Origin of the sequence: Methanosarcina sp. DH1, assembly GCF_020804205.1 — an archaeon.
In the GTDB taxonomy this organism is placed as follows: domain Archaea; phylum Halobacteriota; class Methanosarcinia; order Methanosarcinales; family Methanosarcinaceae; genus Methanosarcina; species Methanosarcina vacuolata.
Map to the genome: position 1 here is coordinate 45820 of NZ_WJBJ01000010.1, position 21171 is coordinate 66990.

General features: G+C 41.2%; 18 protein-coding genes. 7 read left to right on the plus strand and 11 right to left on the minus strand.

Going from position 1 to position 21171, the window contains the following annotated elements:
- From FXW07_RS05210 to nikR, 5 genes are all read left to right on the plus strand, one after another.
- Positions 1-1773 (plus strand): radical SAM protein, encoded by a 1773-nt coding sequence (locus tag FXW07_RS05210; protein ID WP_229394517.1) that lies wholly within the window; start codon positions 1-3, stop codon positions 1771-1773.
- Positions 1766-2785 (plus strand): iron ABC transporter permease, encoded by a 1020-nt coding sequence (locus tag FXW07_RS05215; protein ID WP_229394518.1) that lies wholly within the window; start codon positions 1766-1768, stop codon positions 2783-2785. The genes FXW07_RS05210 and FXW07_RS05215 overlap by 8 nt, the downstream gene beginning before the upstream one ends.
- Positions 2776-3555: an ABC transporter ATP-binding protein gene (locus tag FXW07_RS05220; RefSeq protein WP_229394519.1), complete on the plus strand. Its 780-nt coding sequence runs from the start codon at positions 2776-2778 to the stop codon at positions 3553-3555. The genes FXW07_RS05215 and FXW07_RS05220 overlap by 10 nt, the downstream gene beginning before the upstream one ends.
- 300 nt (positions 3556-3855) lie before the next feature.
- Positions 3856-5223: a coenzyme F390 synthetase gene (gene ftsA / locus FXW07_RS05225; RefSeq protein WP_346655628.1), complete on the plus strand. Its 1368-nt coding sequence runs from the start codon at positions 3856-3858 to the stop codon at positions 5221-5223.
- Positions 5224-5683: 460 nt separating this feature from the next.
- Positions 5684-6106, plus strand: a complete 423-nt coding sequence (gene nikR, locus FXW07_RS05230) for a nickel-responsive transcriptional regulator NikR (RefSeq protein WP_048122457.1) — start codon at positions 5684-5686, stop codon at positions 6104-6106.
- A 120-nt stretch (positions 6107-6226) separates the two neighbouring features.
- Here the strand turns inward: nikR and FXW07_RS05235 are convergent, their stop codons facing one another.
- The 8 genes from FXW07_RS05235 to FXW07_RS05270 all read right to left on the minus strand — a co-directional run bounded on the left by FXW07_RS05235 (position 6227) and on the right by FXW07_RS05270 (position 16470).
- Positions 6227-6583 (minus strand): metalloregulator ArsR/SmtB family transcription factor, encoded by a 357-nt coding sequence (locus tag FXW07_RS05235; protein ID WP_229394520.1) that lies wholly within the window; start codon positions 6581-6583, stop codon positions 6227-6229.
- Positions 6584-7085: 502 nt separating this feature from the next.
- Positions 7086-8810 (minus strand): flippase-like domain-containing protein, encoded by a 1725-nt coding sequence (locus tag FXW07_RS19495; RefSeq protein WP_229394521.1) that lies wholly within the window; start codon positions 8808-8810, stop codon positions 7086-7088.
- A gap of 123 nt (positions 8811-8933) precedes the next feature.
- Entirely contained in the window at positions 8934-11099 is a 2166-nt protein-coding gene (locus FXW07_RS05245) for a DUF2298 domain-containing protein (protein ID WP_229394522.1), read from the minus strand.
- Between the two features lie 718 nt (positions 11100-11817).
- Positions 11818-12051, minus strand: a complete 234-nt coding sequence (locus FXW07_RS05250) for a DUF378 domain-containing protein (protein ID WP_048122454.1) — start codon at positions 12049-12051, stop codon at positions 11818-11820.
- Positions 12052-12278: 227 nt separating this feature from the next.
- On the minus strand, positions 12279-12605 hold the full coding sequence (locus FXW07_RS05255; protein WP_048122452.1) for a hypothetical protein: 327 nt from the start codon (positions 12603-12605) through the stop codon (positions 12279-12281).
- A gap of 295 nt (positions 12606-12900) precedes the next feature.
- Positions 12901-14289 carry a deoxyribodipyrimidine photo-lyase gene (locus FXW07_RS05260; RefSeq protein WP_229394523.1) on the minus strand — a complete coding sequence of 463 codons (1389 nt, stop codon included), beginning with the start codon at positions 14287-14289 and terminating at the stop codon, positions 12901-12903.
- A 158-nt stretch (positions 14290-14447) separates the two neighbouring features.
- The gene (locus FXW07_RS05265; RefSeq protein ID WP_229394524.1) at positions 14448-15188 is read right to left on the minus strand and encodes an MBL fold metallo-hydrolase; all 741 of its coding nucleotides are present in this window, start codon (positions 15186-15188) and stop codon (positions 14448-14450) included.
- Between the two features lies 1 nt (position 15189).
- A complete protein-coding gene (locus FXW07_RS05270; RefSeq protein WP_229394525.1) occupies positions 15190-16470 on the minus strand; it encodes an ATP-binding protein in 1281 nt (426 codons plus the stop codon).
- A 485-nt stretch (positions 16471-16955) separates the two neighbouring features.
- On the opposite strand from FXW07_RS05270, the gene purC reads away from it, so the two are divergent.
- Positions 16956-17669, plus strand: coding sequence for a phosphoribosylaminoimidazolesuccinocarboxamide synthase (gene purC / locus FXW07_RS05275; protein WP_229394526.1), 714 nt, complete (start codon positions 16956-16958; stop codon positions 17667-17669).
- A 198-nt stretch (positions 17670-17867) separates the two neighbouring features.
- Here purC and FXW07_RS05280 read toward each other — a convergent pair whose 3' ends face one another.
- From FXW07_RS05280 to yciH, 3 genes are all read right to left on the minus strand, one after another.
- Positions 17868-19094 (minus strand): Nre family DNA repair protein, encoded by a 1227-nt coding sequence (locus FXW07_RS05280; protein WP_229394527.1) that lies wholly within the window; start codon positions 19092-19094, stop codon positions 17868-17870.
- A complete protein-coding gene (locus FXW07_RS05285; RefSeq protein WP_229394528.1) occupies positions 19091-19456 on the minus strand; it encodes a transcriptional regulator in 366 nt (121 codons plus the stop codon). The genes FXW07_RS05280 and FXW07_RS05285 overlap by 4 nt, the downstream gene beginning before the upstream one ends.
- A 264-nt stretch (positions 19457-19720) precedes the next feature.
- The gene (gene yciH / locus FXW07_RS05290; RefSeq protein ID WP_011023951.1) at positions 19721-20029 is read right to left on the minus strand and encodes a stress response translation initiation inhibitor YciH; all 309 of its coding nucleotides are present in this window, start codon (positions 20027-20029) and stop codon (positions 19721-19723) included.
- Between the two features lie 615 nt (positions 20030-20644).
- On the opposite strand from yciH, the gene FXW07_RS05295 reads away from it, so the two are divergent.
- Positions 20645-20893, plus strand: a complete 249-nt coding sequence (locus FXW07_RS05295; protein WP_229394529.1) for a winged helix-turn-helix domain-containing protein — start codon at positions 20645-20647, stop codon at positions 20891-20893.
- Positions 20894-21171: the final 278 nt, after the last annotated feature.

Genomic DNA, 21171 nt, shown 5'->3' on the forward strand with positions numbered 1-21171 from the left:
ATGAAGTGCAATGTGTGTGAATTCAGGTGTGAAATCGATGAATGGAGCAGGGGAAGGTGCGGGAACTACGTATGTGCTGGTGATACTATCATCCAGGACCCTGATATCGGATATCTTGGAGCATATCCTGTTTCTATAGAAACCATTCCCTTACTTCACTATTATCCCTCAGGTAAATTCCTTCAGGTTTTCAGTACTGGATGCAACTTCCAGTGTTCAGGCTGCGTAGCTCGCCTGTTAGCTTCAGGGAAATCGCTTGACCTTCCTGCGCTTACCCCGTCTCAGGCGGTGGAAAAAGCAGTGCAGCAGGAATGCCTTGGTGTAGTTTCTACACTCAATGAGCCTGCTGCAAACTATTATCTTTTCAGGGAACTTGCATTACAGGCAAAAGAAAAAGGTTTACTTGCAGGTTGTTCTACCAACTGTTATTTCACAGATGAGACACTTGAGGAGCTTGGAAAATTTGTAGATTTCATGAATATCGGAATTAAAGGCTATTCCGATCAGAGTTACGTAAACTGTGGAGTTCCGTCCTCTGAACCTGTTTTCCGCAATATTTCCCGGCTTTTCAATATGGGTGTGCATGTTGAAACTTCGGTCGTATACTCAAGGGGAAATGAGGACGACGTAATAAATGTTGCAAAAACATTGTCTAATATCTCCCCTACCATTCCGGTTCAGGTAATGAGATTCATTCCTTTTGGGGATGCCCCGATTGAGCTTGAACCCTCTATTGGAGAAGCCGAGAGCCTGTGTGCCTCTCTGCGGGAGCATGTAGACTATGCCTATCTTTTCAATTCTCCAGGTACGGAATCATTAAACACGTACTGTCCTGAATGCGGTAGCCTTCTTGCAGAAAGGGAGTTTTACGGGCCCATGGGTTCCAAACCTCTAAAACCCTGGATAAATTACACCTGTACCTGTGGTAAAAATACTCCGGTTAAAGGGTCAACTGCAACTGAGAGCTTCAACGAAGAGGGCTTCATGGGTGGTTACAGGATAAGCCGGGCTTTCAGTATGGTCCATGCAGTACTTACATGCCTGGGAATACTGGACGACCACAGGGTAATCGAAATCTGGGTAAAGGTCTCCAATCCCGAAACCCTGAGTCAAATACATCATATGATACAACAACCATATTCCTACCTTGAATTTGTCAGGCTTGTTGCTGAGAAGGCAAATGCGTCGGAAAAAGGAGAAGAACTTATTTCTTTTATCCGTGAACGCCTGGAACTTGTCAAGTCTCTTGCGGCGGAAAATAGCGGTCATAAGGTGTATTATTGTATGGGTTCTCCTCTTTTTGCTCTGAACGCTGGGAGAATGGAAAACAACCTTGTGGCATTTTCCGGGGGAGTCAGTATCAATAAACAGATTCAAAAAGAAGGCAAACCCGGGGTAAATGTTTCTCCATCTTTTATAAATGAACAGAACCCTGAGACAATTTTTATTTCAGGTTTCCTTTCTCGACCTCTCGATGAATTTTATGGACTGTGCCAGCAATACGGCATATCTGCAGATGCGGTAAAAGAGCACCGGATATATGAAGTCCCACCGTCCTGGGATTTCGGAAACCCTCGCTGGATACTGGGACTCATGTACATAGCAGACAAACTGAACCCTGGAAGTTCAGCAATCGACCTGAAAAAGGAAGCAGATGAGTTTTATCTACGGTTTTACGGTATACCTTTTGAGGAAGCAAAACCTAACAGGTCATTTCACAGACCTTCCTCCGGTATCTGGTCCAGGCATGTTATGAGGTATACTCATGCCTGATTACAAGTTTAATCGCACTATTCTGGTGTACCTGTTACCTATCGCATTACTCGTAATCTCCCTTTTTGTCGGAAGATATCAGACTCCACTGTCGGCAGTTGCGGATGAAAGCATTAGTGCTTTTTCATCTCTTTTTTTCGGCACTCCTGCTTCGGTTTCCACTCAACACACAGTACTGTTCAATGTAAGGTTACCGAGGATACTTGCAGCTTTACTGGTAGGTGCGGCTCTTTCCATAGCTGGAGCCTCTTTCCAGGGAATCTTTCGTAATCCACTTGTGTCTCCTTATATCCTGGGAGTGGGATCTGGAGCTGGTTTTGGAGCATGCCTTGCAATATTGCTCTGGAACAATTATCTGATTATACAGTTGATGGCTTTTGCTTTCGGACTCCTTGCGATGTTTATTGCCATAAGTATGGGTAAAGTCAGCAAAGGTACTGGAACTCTGGTATTTGTGCTTTCGGGAATTATTGTGAGCTCTATTTTCACGGCGCTTACGTCGCTGGCAAAGTATGTAGCAGATCCTTATGATCAACTTCCTGCAATAGTATTCTGGCTTATGGGAAGCCTTGCCACTGTCAGGTACGGTGATCTATTCTACATATTATTGCCTATATTTATTGGGACTCTCGTATTGCTTCTTTTCAGGTGGCGCATCAATATTTTGTCCCTGGGGGATGAGGAAGCTAAAGCTCTCGGGATGGACGTGGAAAAAATGCGTCTGGTAATCATTGTTTGTGCGACACTTGTAACTTCAGCAGCAGTCAGTATCAGCGGTGTCATTGGCTGGGTCGGGCTGGTTGTGCCCCATATCTCAAGAATGATCGTCGGTCCCAATTATAGCCGCCTCCTGCCGATGAGCATGGTTATTGGAGCATCATTTATGCTGGTTGTGGATGACCTTTCAAGGACTATTGTAGCTACAGAAATTCCCCTGGGAATCCTCACTTCCCTGGTAGGAGCTCCGCTTTTTGCATATCTTATTAAGAAGGGGCGTATGGGATGGAACTGATGCTGGAAGTAAGGTCCCTTGCTTTTTCTTATGGAAAAAGGCCAGTATTTGAAAATGTATCTTTTTCGTTAAAAAAGGGCGAGATCATGTGTATTCTGGGCCCAAACGGAGCAGGAAAATCTACACTTATCAAATGTATTGCAGGAATTCTCAAACCCGCTGCCGGGTCTGTCTTTATTCAGGGAAAGGATACAGCTTCTCTTGGGGTAAGAGGAATTGCAAGGCATATAGGTTATGTACCTCAGCAAAATGAAGTGGTTTTTCCATTTACTGTGCTGGATTTTGTAGTCATGGGCCGTGCCCCTCATCTTTCCATGTTCTCATCCCCTGGTGCAGATGATATTAAACTTGCAAAAGAATCGCTAGCAATGGTGGGAATTTCTGATCTTGCAGAAAGGCCGGTTGCTAACCTCAGTGGAGGACAGAGTCAAATGGTGCTTATTGCCAGGGCTCTTGTCCAGAAGCCTGCTTTGCTTTTGCTGGACGAACCAACTTCTCACCTCGATTTTGGAAACCAGGTCCTTGTGCTGGAAACTGTCCAGAAACTGGCTTCACTTGGAATGTCCATTGTAATGAATACACACATGCCAGACCATGCTTTTCTGTTAGGTGACAGGGCTGCAGCACTGTCTGGAGGTAGACTGGTTGCTGTAGGAAAAGTTGAAACCGTTGTAACCAGTAAGATGATGTCTTCAGTCTATGGTGTAAATGTAGCTGTCAGGGAAATTGAGGATATGAAAAGGAAAGTGTGTTTACCTTTAAGAAGATGAACAGAATCTGACAAAAATCTAAAAAGTCTAAGAAAAATAAGGTGGAAAAAAGCGTAGCCATAAAGCATAGCTATAAAATGGAACCATAAAGCAGAGCCATAAAGCACAGCTATAAAACGCAGCTTAAAGAGAAAAAAGGTGGAAGGGGAGAGATCCGGATTTTATCTGTCCAACCTTACTATTTTTAAAGTTTAAAGAGGCTATTAATCTACAAGCCGCAGAAAATGTTTCATCTTTAAAGCCAATAAATAATAGACTTTCTATATCTTATCTTTCTATATCTTATTATTCCAGTTGGGGGTGCTTTCTATAGACAACTCAAAACCTTATTTCAACCCTGAAATCGAGACTATGGACAGGGGAGAACTGGATGCTCTCATAGAGGAGCGGGTACGGTACACGGTAAAATATGCGGCAGAAAATTCTCTTTTTTACAGAAAATGGTTTGAAAAGCATGGCGTGAACCCGGCTGAGATCAAAACCCATGAAGACCTTCTGGACCTTCCAATAATCTCGGGAAATACAATCCGCGAAAACCAGCCTCCGGAAACGAGCGAATTCATGTTCAGGAGTGTGGGCTGGGAGGACGTTTTCACAGTTCATGAGACCAGTGGAACCAGCGGAAACCCAAAGAGTTTTTTCCTTACATGGGAAGACTGGGAACGGTATTCGGAAAAATACGCTCGTATTTTCAGGTCACAGGGCTTCGGCCCTGGAGATAGGGTTGTTGTCTGTGCTTCTTATGGGATGAACGTAGGAGCAAACACCATGACCCTTGCGGCCAGGCAGCTTGGTATGAGCATTATTCCTGAGGGCAAGTGCACATTTCCCCTGCGCGTTATCGAAGCTTACAGACCTACAGGCATAGTAGGCAGCGTATTCAAGCTCCTTAGCCTTGCCAGAAGGTTACGGGCAGAGGTTATCGACCCTCGGGAGTCAGGCATAGATAAACTGGTTGTGGGAGGAGAAGCCTTTGCTGACGAGTCGAGAAATTACCTTTCTGAAATCTGGGGTTGTCCTGTGTATAACATCTATGGAAGCACGGAAGGCACGATGTGCGGTGAGTGTGATGAGGTTTCAGGGTTGCATGTGCCTGAAGATCTTGTCCATGTTGATATTTACGATCCCCATCTCGAGAATTATGTACCTGACGGAGAGTGCGGAAGAGTTATCCTGAGCACGCTGCTGCCTGTTGGGGCAAAAGCAGGAACCCTTCTTTTAAATTATGATACAGAAGACACGACTGTAGTGCTTACGCGCAAACAGTGTCCCTGCGGAAGGACGCACATGAAAATTCTGACTCCTCAGCGGGAGGCTGAAACCGCATGGGTAGAAGGAACTCCTTTTAACCGCGTAGATGTGGAAAGGGGCGTTTTTCAGCGCGAAAACATGGACTACCTGACCGGAGAATATGAGGCTTTTCTTTATGGCACAGAAGACGAGGGAGAAACCGTACTCAGAGTTAGTATGGAATGTGAAAATCCTGAGGTGTGCGACCGGGACCTTATAAAAGAGAACTTTCTTCGTATTTTTCTCAGATATAAGCCCCCACTTTCCAGGGCTTATGCCGAAGGCACTTTCAAAATAGTATTCAATTTCACAGGCCCTCTGGGGCTCGAACTTAACAGGATAAAAGGCAGGCCTAAAAGGCTGGTGGACAGGCGATAAAGAGAACAAGAAGAGAGCAAGGAGAAGAGAGCAAGGACACAGAAAACGATGAAAGGATACAGAGAATGTGAAATTGTTGATGGCGGAAAAATGGTTTACCTGGAAAATGTACTCATTCCTGAAAGCAATCTTTAATACAATTTTATTAAAGTCCTGTTGAAACATAAGTTGTTTTAAGACTTTCTTCTACTTTTTATCATATTTTGATATTGTTTCTTCCTATATTAATCCGTTAATCTCTAATTAATTCCAGGCTGGATTGTTCCTTTTCTAACATAAAAAAGCCTATATATTTTTGGTGGCAGATGTGAGCTTTCCCAAAGATTAATATTTGTAAAGAATGAATATTTGTTATCAACTCTTTTATATTAGTAGCTATGTGAAAAAAACATATATAGTGCTACATATAATATACTAACGTATTAACTCGTAAACAAGTCCAAGATTATTTGGTGATATTATGGAAACAGAACTTATGAGGATAGGAGTTTCCCTTCCTGATACCCTTCTAGATAAATTTGATGAGATTATCGAAAAAAGAGGTTATTCTTCTCGCTCTGAAGGCATAAGGGATGCCATCAGGAGTTACATTTCTTATTACGAATGGATGGGTGATATTAAGGGTTACCGTGTTGGAACCGTTTCGGTTATTTACGACCATACAAAAAGGGGGCTCTCAAATGCTCTCGCAGATATTCAGCACCAATATTCTCACCTGATAAAATCTTCGGTGCATATACACCTTGATCATGACAACTGCTTTGAAGTGATTGTTCTAGACGGGGAAGGTGAAGAAATAAAGGAGCTTGCCGAAGCTATAATGGCCCTCAAAGGGGTAAAGTTCTCAAAGCTCACCACCGTAGCATCAAACGATAAAATCTGATCTTCCCCCAGGCAGAAGTTTTTCTCGAACAGCCATGAGAAAGTAAGACTGGAGTAAAGAAAAGATTTCTAGACAGAAAAGATTTCAAAGAGGATACTAAATTCCTCTTGATTTCTATGTTTAAGTTTTTTCAAAGTGCTTTTCAATATGCTTCAGGAGCAGGTTTCCGAACTCCGTGAGTTCATAAATCTGAAAACTCCGTTCTCTTCGCGAGTTCACCAGGCCTGCTTCTTTTAACAGTTTAAGATGATAGGAAAGAGCTGAATGCTGCTGGTCCGTACATTCCACAAGGACACAGACACAGAGACTCTGGACTTCAAGGGCTTTAAGAATCCTGAGGCGGGTAGGATCTGAAAGTATCTTAAACAGGCTACCGATTTCTCCCACATCCTCATTCATTGCCGCATGCACGGCATCAAGCACGTCCTCCGGAAGACAATATGCATCCTTTACTTCAATTATTTTTTTCTCAGACATTTCTTCCACTTAACCATTAGTTCAAATAAAGCATGTGGTTATTATTTTAATTTCTTGTGTTTAATGCTTCATTTATTTCTTAGATTCTCCGGTTTAAGTGTCATATTTTTCTTAGATTCTCCGGTTTAATGCTCCATTTATTTCTTAGATTCTCCGGTTTAAGTGTCAGATTTTTCTTAGTTTCTCCGGTTTAAGTGTCAGATTTTTCTTAGTTTCTCCGGATTAAGTGTCAGATTTTTCTTAGTTTCTCCGGTTCAAGTGTCAGATTTTTCTTAGTTTCTCCGGTTTAAATATTTAGATCTGATTTACATTATCCTGTTTACTCTTGTTATTCTTTTATAAGTATTCTGTACCAGATTGTTTTCGTGTAAAGCTAACGGACAAATGGAAAAATAGCTCAATAGGGCCAGTGAGGTCCGAACTACATCTTTTGGGGGATGTCGATGGACATATATGGCCATATGTGAATCAAGAAGCCAGTTGGTCTTTACCCAGGTGGTAGTTACCCTTTCAAAACATCCTTATCCGTACAAAGCACTTCTCTCCACCTGAGTCCGAGTTCAGAGAGGGCAAGACCGCCTCCTATCAAAGTAATTGAATTTTTTATAATATGATCAAGCACGGCAACCGTAAATCCTATCTCCGGTTCGATTCCTCCAAGCCCGAAAACTGCAGTAAGGGCAACTTCATATGTTCCTATGGCTCCAGGTGTTATCGGAAAGATTTTTGCAATATTTCCCAGGGCTACAGCCAGGAAAATCAGGGATATCATATATGTAGACAAGACACTTTCGGCTACTGTCGGAAAAGATTTAAGGACAAGGAAACAGGTGAGTATATCTATTCCCCATATAAGAAGAGAAGAGACGGTTACTGCCAGAAACGAGCTCGGACGTACGGCAACGACGCTCATCTGATGTAATAAAGTAGAGGCAAAACTCTTTATCTTTCCAGAGATCCCGTTCTGGGATTTTTTCATTCCCAATCTTTTTCTTGTGTTGCCTTCTCGGAAAGACACAATAAAGAGAATTGAGAAAAAAAGCACTACTGCAAGTCCGGAAAGCTGTATCAGGGATTCCATCCAGGGGGCAAGTTCAAAACGGGATGCAGCACCTGAAGACGCAAGTATTGCTATGGAAGTTATTGCAACTATATCAAAGACTCTTTCTACGGTTATCGAGGAGAAGCTAGTTGTAAAGGCAAGGTCCTTGCTTTTTTTCAGGATATACATCCTGCTCAGGTCTCCGATCCGTGCCGGAAGAATTACATTTGCGGATTGGCTGATAAAAATGCTGCCTGTAAGAAACCCAAGCCCGTATTGATTTCCAAGTCTGTTAAGGATCTGCTGGAAACGGACTCCTCTTAAAGGCCAGGAAACACAGTACACCAGAGAGGCTAGAACCAGAGTCCTGAAGGACGCTTGCTTTACATTTTCCAGAATATCGGATGCACCCAGGAAGGTTGCAACAAACGCAAGGATCAGAATTGCAAGGGCAGTTGTTAAAAAGACTTTTCCTTTTCCTGAAACTTCGAGTGGGAATGAGAGTTCCCTCCAGAGCCGGAATATCTCGGACCCCATTCCTCTGACATCTTTTGCTAAATTAACCTTGCTTGACCCTCCATGTCTCCAGCAAACCGGAAATTCTATTACCCTATATCCTTTATGCTGGGCTCTGACAAGTACTTCAGTATCCCAGAACCAGTGTTCATTCTCGATCTCATCGAGAAGTTCAAAGAGAGCTTCTCTCCTGAAAGCCTTAAAACCACACTGGTGGTCATAGAGTTTTGAACGCAGAAAAAGCCTCACAAGAAAATTATATCCCTTGCTTGCAAACTCCCGCTTAAAAGGTCTTTTTGCATCGCTTTCAGGCATCATTCTTGAGCCTGTAGCAAAATCATAGCCTTCCGTGCTCACAGCCCTGATAAGTTTTTCCAGATACCTCATATCTGTTGCAAGGTCCACATCAATATAGCAGAGGACTTCTCCTGAAGCGGCCTTAAAAGCCCGGTTAAGAGCTTTTCCCCGGCCCTGCCGTTTATCCGAATGCAGGTGGACAACGTAAGCATACTGCTCCGCAAGCCTGGAAGCCATCCGGTCTGTACCGTCCGTGCTGCCATCTTCTGCTATGATAATCTCGAACTGACCAGTTGTTTTAAAAAGTGTCTCTGCTGTAACTAAGACAGCTTTCTCGATATTCGCTGCCTCGTTATAAGCTGGTAAAACCACCGATACGCTGGTAATGGATAAGACCCCTCTATTTTCATTCCATTATTGGGAGCGAATCTACGATTTGTATAAATAGACCTTTATATAACTCTGAGTTTAAGGTTCCCCCTAAAAACCGAAAACTCAAAACCCCTTTTTTACTTTATAAATCCGGACTGAACCCTGGTAAACCGGTTCAAAATAAGTTTTGTCCTCGAACTTATCCGTCTTTATATCATACGTCTGTCGTTCAAGTTGACCGATATAAACATAGTTTACGTTATATTTATTCATGAGCTCAAGAGCTTTTTTTATACTGCCGGTACTGTAAATGGCATTTACGTCTTCAATTCTTGTCATGATTTCTTCGTTGTCTCTTCCCCAGAACCTCTCATGGCTTGTCCATCCAATAACCGTAGGAAGTCCGGTATTTGCCGATACACGCGAGATATAATGATAACTGCTGTCGTCTGAGGAAGCTTCAAGTATTACCGGAATTCCTCTGAGGTTTTCCTGAATCCATTTTATGGCAGCATAATCCCCGCTATCCAGCTCTTTCATGTATTCCATGCCGTCAAGGGCAGGTTTCGCATTCATATCTTCTATTCTCGTAAAGGTAGCTACTACAGGAAAGACACTGCATGAGAGAACCAGAAGCACGAGTGAAAACATCCAGACTTTTTTTCCATAAACCCTGTTCGTAGGAAGACCATTCTCGGGAAAGTGCCTGTAGCGGGAATAAAGTTGATAGAAGGAATAAGAAGCTGCAATAGCCAGAAAAACCCATAAATGCATGTAAAATTTGAAAACTGTATTCATGCGGGCAAAACTCCCGGAAATGGGGTCATCGAGAAAGATAACTTCACAGATAATCGCTATGAATGCCGCCATTGCTATCAGAAGCGAGCTGAATCCTGCATTACTTCTCTCAGGAAGGTCTTTCAGGAAAGAATAGAGCGAAAGGGCAAGTAGTGGGATAAGGATTACAAGCAGGGAAATAGCCAGTTCTCTGGCAAGAAATGCCGATATTCCAGTCCACAAGATGAAATATTGTATTTTTTTTCTGGATTCCAGGCGGGTCATGAGGAAAGAAAAGGTCAAAAAAAGGAAGAGACTGAACAGGACCAGGAATTCTCCAATTGTTGTGCGAAGTTCTGGCGGAACAAAGTCAAATCCACCGGCTGCTTGCGGTTTAAATGACAGATAAAAGGGCAAATATGAAAGAAGGCTGAGAGTGAAAACTGAAACAACTGTTCCCAGAAAGCCATTAACGGATCTAGATAGGATTTTATTGTGGATATAATTCCCGTAGTAAAAAGCAAAAACAACTGCAAATGTCAGGCTAAGATATATCGGGAAATCCCATGAATTGGACGGAAATAAAAAACCAAGTGATACTGAAAAAATCAGAAGTTCCAGTATACTTTCAAAGACCCGGTTGCTGTCCTTCCTGAGATATATGTTCAGGAGAAAAGCAAGTACCAGAAGCTGGAACGGAATTGCAAGCATGTGAGAATGAAGGTCTCCGTGTATGAAACTGAAATAAGGAAATTCATTTATTGTATATGGGATAACTCTCGAACTGTTCCAGTAGTACTCTATTGGTGCAGTTTCTCTGGTAAGATACATGGATATGAATTCTTTAAGTCCCTGCAAGTTTCCCAGCAGGATCACGGATAAGGCAGTAAGAAGTCCATACCTGATTTTTCCATGAGTAAGATTATATCCAAACCCGAAAAGGAGATTGAAGGACAGAGCAAAGGTGAGCGCAATAGCCAGGTTGAAAAGCATGGACGGTTCGACAGAAAGTAGTTTTCCCGGAACTCCCACTGAAAGGTATCCGAAATAGTAATAAAAATCAAGGGAACTGCCTGCAAACCAGGGGTCTGCCGAGGGAAATGAAGAGGTTCTCATCACTGCGTTCAAAAAAGCAAAATCCATAAACTTTTCATGCCTGTAGATCTCAGAGAGATAAATGCGTATAAGCAGAAAAAAAAAGAAGCTTGAAGCGAATACGAGCTCATTTGACAACAGGATCTTTTTTTCCGGTAAATTCCTTTGTTTTCGATAGATAATTCCCGATATGAGGCAAAGTAGAAATGCTGAGATAATGATCGTATGTCTGTTAAAACCCCATATATAGGAAAAAAGCCAGGCCAGGTACGTAATGAGCACTATTCCCAGAGTCCTTGCTGCAGAATAACCTTTGTCAGCAAGCCGATTTCCAGCTATTCCGGCAAGAGGCATGGAAACCAGGCCCAGTATTTCTATAAATATAAACCAGAAAATTACGTGAAGATAATCTAACACTGCACTCTTCCCTTTAAAATCGGTTGTTTAACGTACACTTTGTGACTACTCCCATCACTGAAGTGTACTTTTTATGTGTAAAAATAACTCAAAGCCTGAGCTTTTTCTTAGCTCCGAAAGACCATAAAAGGTCATATCGGTTCCGAGAAGTTATTGAAATCTTCCAAATACTTTCGCAGTCGGTCTTCCTGTTCCCCCAATTTTTATTCACTTGACAAGAAGCGCCGATAAGATCTATTTTGTAAATAGGTTTATATTTTTATCGTAAAAAAATTATTTAATTTGAGGTTTTGCCAAAACCAACGAAAATGCTTTAAATACAGATAAACGGCCTATAATTACTTTTTTAGCTAAAAAATTGCATTTAACATCTATTACAGGGTTAAGAATACAGGATTAAGAATACAGGATTAAGAATACAGGATTAAGAATACAGGATTAAGAAAGGTAATTTTGAGTTTTGAGATCATCTCATTTACTATAATCCATCTCATCTACATTGTCGGACAGCCTGTAAAGGTCGGGGTATTCGTGGCCCTCTGGCCTCTCCTGTAATAAAGACAAAAGAAATGAGGATAAGTTTATAAAATAAAGTTTTTTAAAGGAGCAAAAATAACCCCTTATCTTAATTTCATATCCAGCCTTCTGAAAAAAACATAGCTGGTTAAGATCTCTTTCACAGTATTACGCTGGAAAGGAGCTTTCCCAATCTTTTTGCTTAATGATGTACCGGGGCCTCACGAGCGTGATACGTGTCAGCTCTTGTAGCGAAATAAATCGTATAAAGTGCTGCAAGCCCAACAATTATGTACACAATTCTCGAAAGTGTACTTCCCACCCCGAAGATATAATCTACAAGGTTAAAGTCGAAGAGCCCTACAAGCCCCCAGTTTAATCCGCCCACTATAACAAGTATAAGTGCGAGCAAATCTACTGGATTTCTTACTGCCATAGATATCACTCCCTTTTTGCTTTATTTTCCTATATTCTATAGCCGGGAGAAATATAAAAACCCCTATATTAAAATCAGATGTACTTGTATTTATACGTGACTAATATAAAAATTAGAGTTTCTTAAAGAAAAAAGATTGAAGAGAAGGAATTTAATTTCATTAAAGCCTTTGTCCTCAAGCCCGGGTTAAAGAATCAATTCCTTCATGAAATTCCCGCTGGCAAGTGTCAGAGCGCGCCAAATAAGCCAGATACTAAATATATAGAAATTACATAAAATATTAAGTTTATGAATACTTTACCAGCTTTATAGTCAGAAATAGCTTGATACTCGTTTTCATATAGCTCAACGTATAGTCTGTACTTTATTGATTTTCGATTCCAATTATCAATTAATATGCAAAATGCTCCTACTAACAGAATAAAAAAGCTATCTTTTGTTGCTAAATTAACAACAGCTGGATAACTTTTTATTATTAAGAAAGTAAGTATAATGCCGTCAAGACCTATGAAATACTTATAATAATTATCCAGAGAAAAGTAATTCTGATTCATGCTTGTACACCTTATAAATTCTTTCACTAAAATAAAAACATTAGGATAAATATTAACTTAATGCTTTAATGCGAATTATTTTTACCTCCTGATTGGTAGGTTTGAATGCCAGTTTATCTAAAGAAATAGATTCATTTTAAGCTCGACTTCTGGAAGCAGACGAAGCACTTCAATCATAGAGGAAAAAGCAAATTTAAGCTTCAATAAGCTTGTATGCCTATCGATAAAAGTTAAAATCTTAACTGCAAAATAAACAAAAAAGTTGTATAAGTTGTTTAGATATAATTAAGAATTTCTACAGAGCCGAATATTTTGCAATATATGATTTAACATCGAATTTTCTTTTACTACCGTCGTAACTCATGTATCTGATTTTTCCAAAAATTTCTCTTTCCTGCCAGGCGCGGTCATGAACCCCTCCAATACTCCAGGAGATTCCAGCATATCCATTCGGGTCTCGTCCATCCAGTTCGTATTTATCATTCAGATAGATTGCAGTCTCAAGGGCTTTTTCGGGCGATTCGCTCCATTCGAGAATCTTCTTTGCCCAGTACATTCGCATATAGCTGTGCATTTTCCCTCTTCTGAGGAGTTCTATCTGGCTGGCGTTCCAGAGGGGGTCGTATGTCCTTCCTGTTTCCAGTTCTTCCAGTGTAAAGATATGACTTCTTTGATCATGCCTGTGAGAGTTAAGGGTTTTCTTTGCCCATTCAGGAAAGCCATCAAAACTATCATAAAAAGGATTATAATAGCAGAAATTATCGGCGAGCTCTTTACGCACAAGGAGCTCATCGAGAAATACTCTTTTTGACTCCAGGTCAGCTTTTGTTTTTTCTACTTCGAGAGCTACCCTTTGAGCCGAGACCTGTCCAAAGTGCAGATAAGGGGAGAGATTGGATAAGGCATCTTTAGTTGGGTCATTTCGCAGGGTGGAGTAAGAGTCAAGCTTATTAGTGAGAAATTCATCCATAACTTTTCGTGCAGCTGTTTCTCCAGCTTCGAAAAGCGCGAGGTCAGGTAAACAACCGGTTTTTTCTTCAAGAAACTCCCCTGGAATAAGAGTTCCAATTCCGTTTTTTTGAACTTCTGAAAACGTTTCCGATTTTCCGGAGCTTGCGGCGATTTCAGGAAATTCGGTATTTGCTTCAAGCTCAGGATACTCCGTAAGGAATTCAGGAAGGAGCCTTGAGAGCTTAGGACGGAAAGTATGGGCAGCGTATTCCTGCTTTTTAGAAGCTTCCCAGCAGGGAACGACGTTATGGGCATCCACCTCAAAGAAGGGTACATTAATGCCTGATGCGACTTTTTCTGTCCATGTCCTCTTAATCCTGAGTGGACTAAAATCAGTAACAAGAGTTCCAATCTCATATCTCTCAATAAAATCTGGAATTTCTTCTTCAGGGTCTCCTCGAAGGAAAAAGAATGGAATTTTTTTCCTTGCAAGGGCAGCTTCAACTTCCTGCAGCCCTCGAAGCATAAACTCATATTGTCTCCTTATAGCTCCCAGAAATCTATCTGCCAGACAAAAGACCACAAAAACAGGCACATCGACTTCAAATGCTATTTTTCGGGCAAAAAGAAGAGCCCAGTTGTCCTCAACCCTCTGGTCACGGCTCATCCAGTAAGCAACCGGTCCTTTGCCTGGTTTCCCGGATAGGATAGGCCGAATACGTTTAGTGTTCATTAATGGTTTTTGGGACCCAGAATATATAGATCTAACATAAGGATAATAAAAAGAAAGATCGTGTTAAACAAAGATCGTATTAAAGAAATATACCGGATCAATTTAAACAGGAATTTTAGACAAAATATAAAGTGATAATTACAATGTTTTAAAAATTTTTAAAATTCAAAAACCTGCCCGTCGTATCCAAGGGGTAAAAATAAGGATTCGATATGGTGAGGACGAAATAAATGACTGAGATGAATCAAAGCTGTTTTTTTTGCATTGAGCTGCTCTGCAAGCGCCATGGCCTCTTCGGAGTTCATGTGTTTTTTGATATGAATATTAGGCGGCACTATAGCATCGGCAATCAGAAGATCCGGATTTTTCATAAGCTCCAGGCTGGCTTCGGGAATTTCTGAGTTTGTATCTCCTGTAATCACTACTTTTTTATCGCCTTCACGGATTATAACCCCTGTAGGAACCTCTACAGGAGGGTGGGTGACCTTAAAAAGAGTGAACTGCAGCCCGATTAGTTCGAAGGACTCATAGAGCTTCACATAATGATACCTGGGTTTAAGGAAGTAAACGAACTGGTTTATGTATTCAATATTTTCCTGAACCCCGTAAACATCAACCTTATTTTGAACCCTGTAGAACTCTCCAAATCCAGAGTAATGGTCATAATGTCCGTGTGTCCAGATCACTCCATCTACACAGGACAGGTTTTGTTTGATAAATTGTTGCCTTAGATCAGGGCTGGTGTCAATGAGGATCTTGCCCTTCTCGGACTCTACAAGGATAGAAAAACGAAGACGCTGGCTCTTTCCACCTTTTCGGGCGTCTTCGCAGGCAGGGCACTTACATCCAATTTTAGGAGTTCCGACAGCATCGCCGGTCCCAAGCAGTGTTAGCCTCATCTTACTTCTTCCTTTCGTACTCTTCAGACTTGAGGCCAGCTCTCTCATTGAAAGAGTCTACAGCGTCCAGCAGGTCCTGCTGTGTAAGTTTTTTACGCTCTTCGAGAAGAGCACCCAGGACTGCTTCCCTTATAACTACACGCAGGTCCGAACCTGAATAGCCGTCTGTTAATTCTGCAATTTCTCCTGTGTTATAATCCCCTTCGATGTGTCGGGTTACTATATTCAGTATATCTTTACGCATCTCAAGGTCAGGGAGGGGGAAATGAACAATCTCGTCAAAACGTCTCCAAGCTGCACTATCAAGCATGCGAGGGTGGTTGGTCGCGGCAATCAGAAGAACTCCATGGTCCACAAGGCTGATTTCGTCTATGGCCTTTAGAAGGGTATTTACTGCTCGCTTGATGGCAGCGTTCTCGTCAGACGTCCTTGCTTTTGCTACGAAATCGAGCTCATCTATGAAAAGGATACAGGGATTCAGTTTCTTTGCAAGCAAAAAGACTCTGTCAATATTCTTTGCAGTCTCACCAAGATACTGGTCTGTTATCATGGAGAGTTTGACCTCAACAAACGGGATTGAAAGCCGTTCTGAAAGTGCACGGGCAACTGAAGTCTTTCCGGTTCCGGGAGGTCCGACAAACAGGAGTTTTCCGATATCATGCAGGCCGATCTCCCGCAGGTATTCTCTGTGCTCGATGGCTTTAGTGATCTTTTCAACTTCGTTCTTCTGTTCTTCGGTGAGCACAAGGTCTTTGACTTTTTGTCTTACGTCCTCAGGAGCGATAATGACAACGAGCTTCAGCATATCTTCGCCTTTGTCCTCTTTCCGGATCTCCGCTACCAGGGACTCTATCCATTCCCTGTCGACTTCCTTGGGCCTCATTTTCGACTTTGCAAGTGCATAGTTTGCGGCCTCGTCCTTCCTTATTTTTTCAAAGTAATAAGCCAGGACAGGGTTGTTTTCGATCCGTTCCTGAGAACCTTCCTGCTTTTCAAACCATTCTGCGGCAAGTTCGAAAGCGCTCAGACGAAGTTCAAAGTGAGACTTGTCAGTATTTATGAAAGGAACGTTCCTGACGATTTTCTCAATATCCTTAAGCCCGTACAGTTTTTCAATACGAATAAACGTGGCTGTAATGGGTTTGGGAACTGTTTTTTCTGTGCTGTTCCAGTAATTTTTTCTAATGTTTTTTGGGAGATCATTTACATCCAGTTCTGGATAGCGATTATAGATCTCTGCGGTTAGCAGTAGTTCTAAGATATCTAATATAGGGCCTGACATGTTTTTACCTGTTGCGTGCTTGGACTAATCCACTATCAAGTGTTGGGCACTCAAATGCGGTAAGTTCTTAAATTATTCTTCAAGTTTCTGAACCTAATAATTGATTTTCTTCAATGATAAAATTTACGAAGCTGCCGACAGTAAAAGAAAAGATCGGCTGGAGATGATAGCTTTATCTAGCAGAAGACGTTATCATCTACTCTATCTCTTTTGGGAATTCAAGCGTATTTTCGGAAAAAGCCTTTGTCGCCTCCGGAAAATGTTTCATTTTCAGAGAGTGTGATTGTGAATTCTGGAAATAGCGAATCATGTCTCCGTGTGGATTTACTCGCGTCTTAGAGATGATTTAATCTAAATAGCTTGTTTCTGGAATATCACGGAATTATCAAAACTTCTGCATTATCAGAACTAGTATATTAAAACTATCATTCCTAAGATCTCTCTATCTAAGGAAATCCAGAATTATCCCTAGAGAGGACCATTGCATGACAAGAGAACAGCTCTATTCAGGGAAAGCAAAAACTATCTATAAGACAGATGATCCCGACACCCTTATTACCGAATTCCGGAACAGTCTGACTGCATTTAACGGAGAAAAAAAAGGGGAAATGGAAAAGAAAGGGTATTATAACGCCCAAATCTCAAAAAAACTCTTTGAGATGCTCGAAACCGAGGGAATAAAAACTCATTTTGTCGAAATGCTTTCTGACATCGATATGCTTGTGAAGAAAGTCGAGATTATAAAAATCGAGGTCATTGTCAGGAATATTGCCGCAGGTTCGGTTACAAAAAGATATCCCATTAAAGAAGGCACGGTTTTTAAGTCTCCTGTACTTGTTTTTGACTTCAAAAACGACGAGTATGGGGATCCCATGCTAAATGACGATATTGCTCTTGCACTTGGGTTAGCAACAAAGGAAGAACTCGCCATACTCCGGGAACTCGCTCTGAAAATTAATGGATTGCTTGTGCCTTATCTTGACAAAAAAGGTATCTTACTTCCGGATTTCAAACTAGAATTCGGAAGGAGGAACGGAGAAATCATCCTTGCAGATGAGATTTCCTGTGATACCTGCCGTTTCTGGGACAAGAAAACCGGGCAGTCAATGGATAAAGATGTCTTCAGATTTGACAAAGGCGACATTTCCAAAGCTTACGAAGAAGTTGCACGGCGCATAGTGCCCGAAATATTTGAATAAACGTGAAAAAAGGCCAGGAAACTTGAGTTAGCCATATAAAGGCTTCAATGTTTTCCTACCTGCTTATTTTTATTTTTATTTTTATATTGTAATCGGCGGTCTATCCGTATTTATGTTATTTCTGCTGTTACGCGATTTATGTTTTGACGCTGTTTCTGCTTTTATACTATTTTTGTGTTACACTGACTCTGTTTTAAGTTATGTTTTTAAAAAGAAGTCCAGAGTCGTTTGAAAACGGAAGTCTGAAAGTATCTTTGCCTGCTGCATCCATTCGGCTTTTGGTGTGCTTATCCTGCCTGCAAGATCTGAAACTGCGGCTTCGAGAGAATCGAATTTTTTAGGAGGGTTCCTGAGAGCTTTTCTCATACCCTCCCTGACGACCCAAACTCCAAGGGGGGCCCAGTAATCCGGAGTTATCTCCCGGAGTACGAAGACCGAGGCCTGCCTTTTGATTTCTGTCAGATATTCAAGCACAGGCAGCCGTGAGGCATAATAGCCTCCAGCCAGGGGAGAATAACCTTTTTTTCCATCGTAACCCTCACTGTCTTCTCCAATCCAGCTTGATTCTCCAGACCAGACAGTTTTTGGAAGCCAGATTTCTATAAGTTCGAAGGAATAAGCCCTTGGAAGGATAAGGACTTCAAAATGGTTCCCGAAATGGGTCCCGCTAAAAAGCTGGATCTCTGAGGTCCAGGGAAAATCCTTAATGCGGTCTGCAAGTTCCTTTCCTGCCATATCATCCACGGCTGTAATTGACCAGCGCGTTGGCACGATTTTTCGTTCTTTTCCGAGCAGGCCAATTGAGAACAGGCGAGTAATATGTTCAGCCGGGATATCTCCTTTATAGAGCTCAAGCACTGCATCTTTTGCCAGGGCGTCAGTATCGTAGACAAGGTAATCCACTTTTTTCGGAACATTTGGATTTTCTGCAAGCTCAAAGTTTTTGACAAGCCCTGAAGGACCCATAGGCGTCAGTACGGCATCGAATTTGAGTTCCTGTTTAGGGGCTTTAAAAAACCAGGCTTCGGTATCCACCGGTTTTCTGGAGAGGGCAAGTTCCTGCGCCTTTACAAGGAGGGGGTTTTCTTTGCTGCGGGCGTCTTTTACATGGAAATTTGTGTTTGCCCTGACCATACGGGAACGTATGGAGATAATGTCTTCAATCTGCATATTTGCCCATGCAGAGGTATCTTCAAAAACTGCAGCTTCGCTTTCATTTGCCAGAGGGGGAATGAGTGGGCCTGCCGAAACCCTTGGGTAACCAAAACTTCCGACAAAAACAGCAGGAGGAGATGCTCCAAAAACCGAATCTCCCGAGACTACAGGAGCGATAGACTGAAAAGATTTGAATTTTTCAAGAATTGGACAACGGGGACGCCCACAAAGTCCTTTTCCTTTACATTTGACACACAGTGTTCCATTCACTTTAAATCCGTATCCTCGCAGATGATACAGGCTTTAGCTTCAGGAGCGTTCCTGTATAGCCAACCGGATTTCTGAACAAACTTGCAAACATTGCACATGCCATCTACCTTTTCCTGAGAGGATAAGTCTTTATTTAGAAGCACTGATGCAAATTTCCGAATTTCGTTCTGAGTCTCCTCGGAAAAATCAACCTCAGCCCCACGCTTTTCACTCACATACTGGGATACCGCAGCCCTTGATAGCTCCAGGATGTCCGCTACATCCTGCTGCGTGCACCCATGCTCAAAAATCATTGTTCTGGAAAGTTCTGCCCTTATTGCGGGCAAGACTTTCTGTACCATAATTTCACATGTTGTTTTCATGGGAGACCAACACCGCATAAATCAGGTGAATTTTGAAAGATTCTCTTAACCAAAATTACATCCATCAATTTCATAACCAGTTATATGTCGGCATACTTTTACTTTTCGAGTAGAAAATATATCTCTTAATTTACCCAAAACGCATGCTATTGAAATACCGACAAAAACATAGTAATCCCAGACCTGAAAAGCTATTGCTAAATATTATTGCTATTTCTCAGACCCGGTTTATCCCTGAAACTTGTCAGGATTTATCGTCAGGATTTAGTTTTTGATTTGTTCAGCAGAGAAACCCTTTTCCATGAGGACTTCTTTCATGCGGGCCAGGTGATTACCCTGAAGTTCCACAGTATTTCCTTTTACCGTACCGCCGCATGCAAACTTTGATTTAAGATAAGTGGACAGTTCATGAAGGTCAATTTCACTTGCATCGAAACCTTCAACAACGGTAACTTCTTTGCCATATCTTCTTCTATTAACTTTCACAGTAATTCTCTGTTGCTCTTTTGCAACTTCTTCGCAAATGCAAAGTTCTTTTGGAAGCCCACATACTGGGCACATTCCGCTGCTCATTTGTTGGTATATCCTCCGAATTTGTAATCATTGTATATGTAACTTACATCTAAAAATAACTAGATAGATATAAAGTACTTATCAATGATGGTATTAAAGCCTAATGGTATTTTACAGGCACTTTATATTGAATTTCAGCTAATCCCGAAACTCTTGACAATATAAAAAGCCAGCCAGAGCTTTATTATTTTTCAATTTTTTAATATATCAATATATTCTTTTGTAATGTTTGTTTTATACTGTTTACTTCGAGTAAATTTAATAACATTATTGTTTGTGAAGAGTACAGATTTGTAAGTACAGATTTATAGGTACAGGTTTGTATATACTGCAAGCGAAAAAGCTGGATATTTAAAAGAAATTCAAAAGATTAACGCTTCGGGAAAGGATCTAAGCCGAAAAGCTGAAAAGCCATAAAAGATCAAAAGCCGAGAAAACTAAACAAGCTTAAAATCCCTGATTTTACCGGAAAGAGCCTTTCATACCCAGCAACAAGTTAGATATATCTTGAATTCCATTTCTTCCTATAACCTGCTATTGCATATATATACACTTCTATTATATAAATATAGCAGCATAAAAATATATGGTACACTAATAAATCGGGGGCACCTGATGAACGAATTGAACGATTTAATAGGTTTTGTAAACGGAAACAGTATTAGGCAAAAAGTGCTCTCCTTACTTTCCTCAAAAGGAGAAATGGAAGGGACAAGAGTATCAAAAACCCTGAGAGTTGCACATCCCACCATTGCAAAAACTCTCGATGAACTTGAACAGAAGGAATTAATTACTAAAAAAGAAGAAATGTACTCCCTTACCGAATCTGGAGTAAAAGTGGAAAAAATGATCCAGCAAATATAACTTTAAACATATTTCTTTTATCCACTTCATTTTAAATCCTTTTTTATCCGTAGCTCATTCCAAAACCAATTTCATTCCAAGTTGACAAAATTTTTAAGTCTATTTTGAGAATCAAAGACCCGATGACTACTGATAATACGCAACTTAGAGAATTAACCCTGAATCTCGGATTAAGAGTTGCTTATCACTTTTTCGTCCAGTGTAATATTTTGCGAAAAACGCGAAAATAGAAAGCTTACTATAGATTTGATAATTACAGGAATCCAAAAAGCTAGACA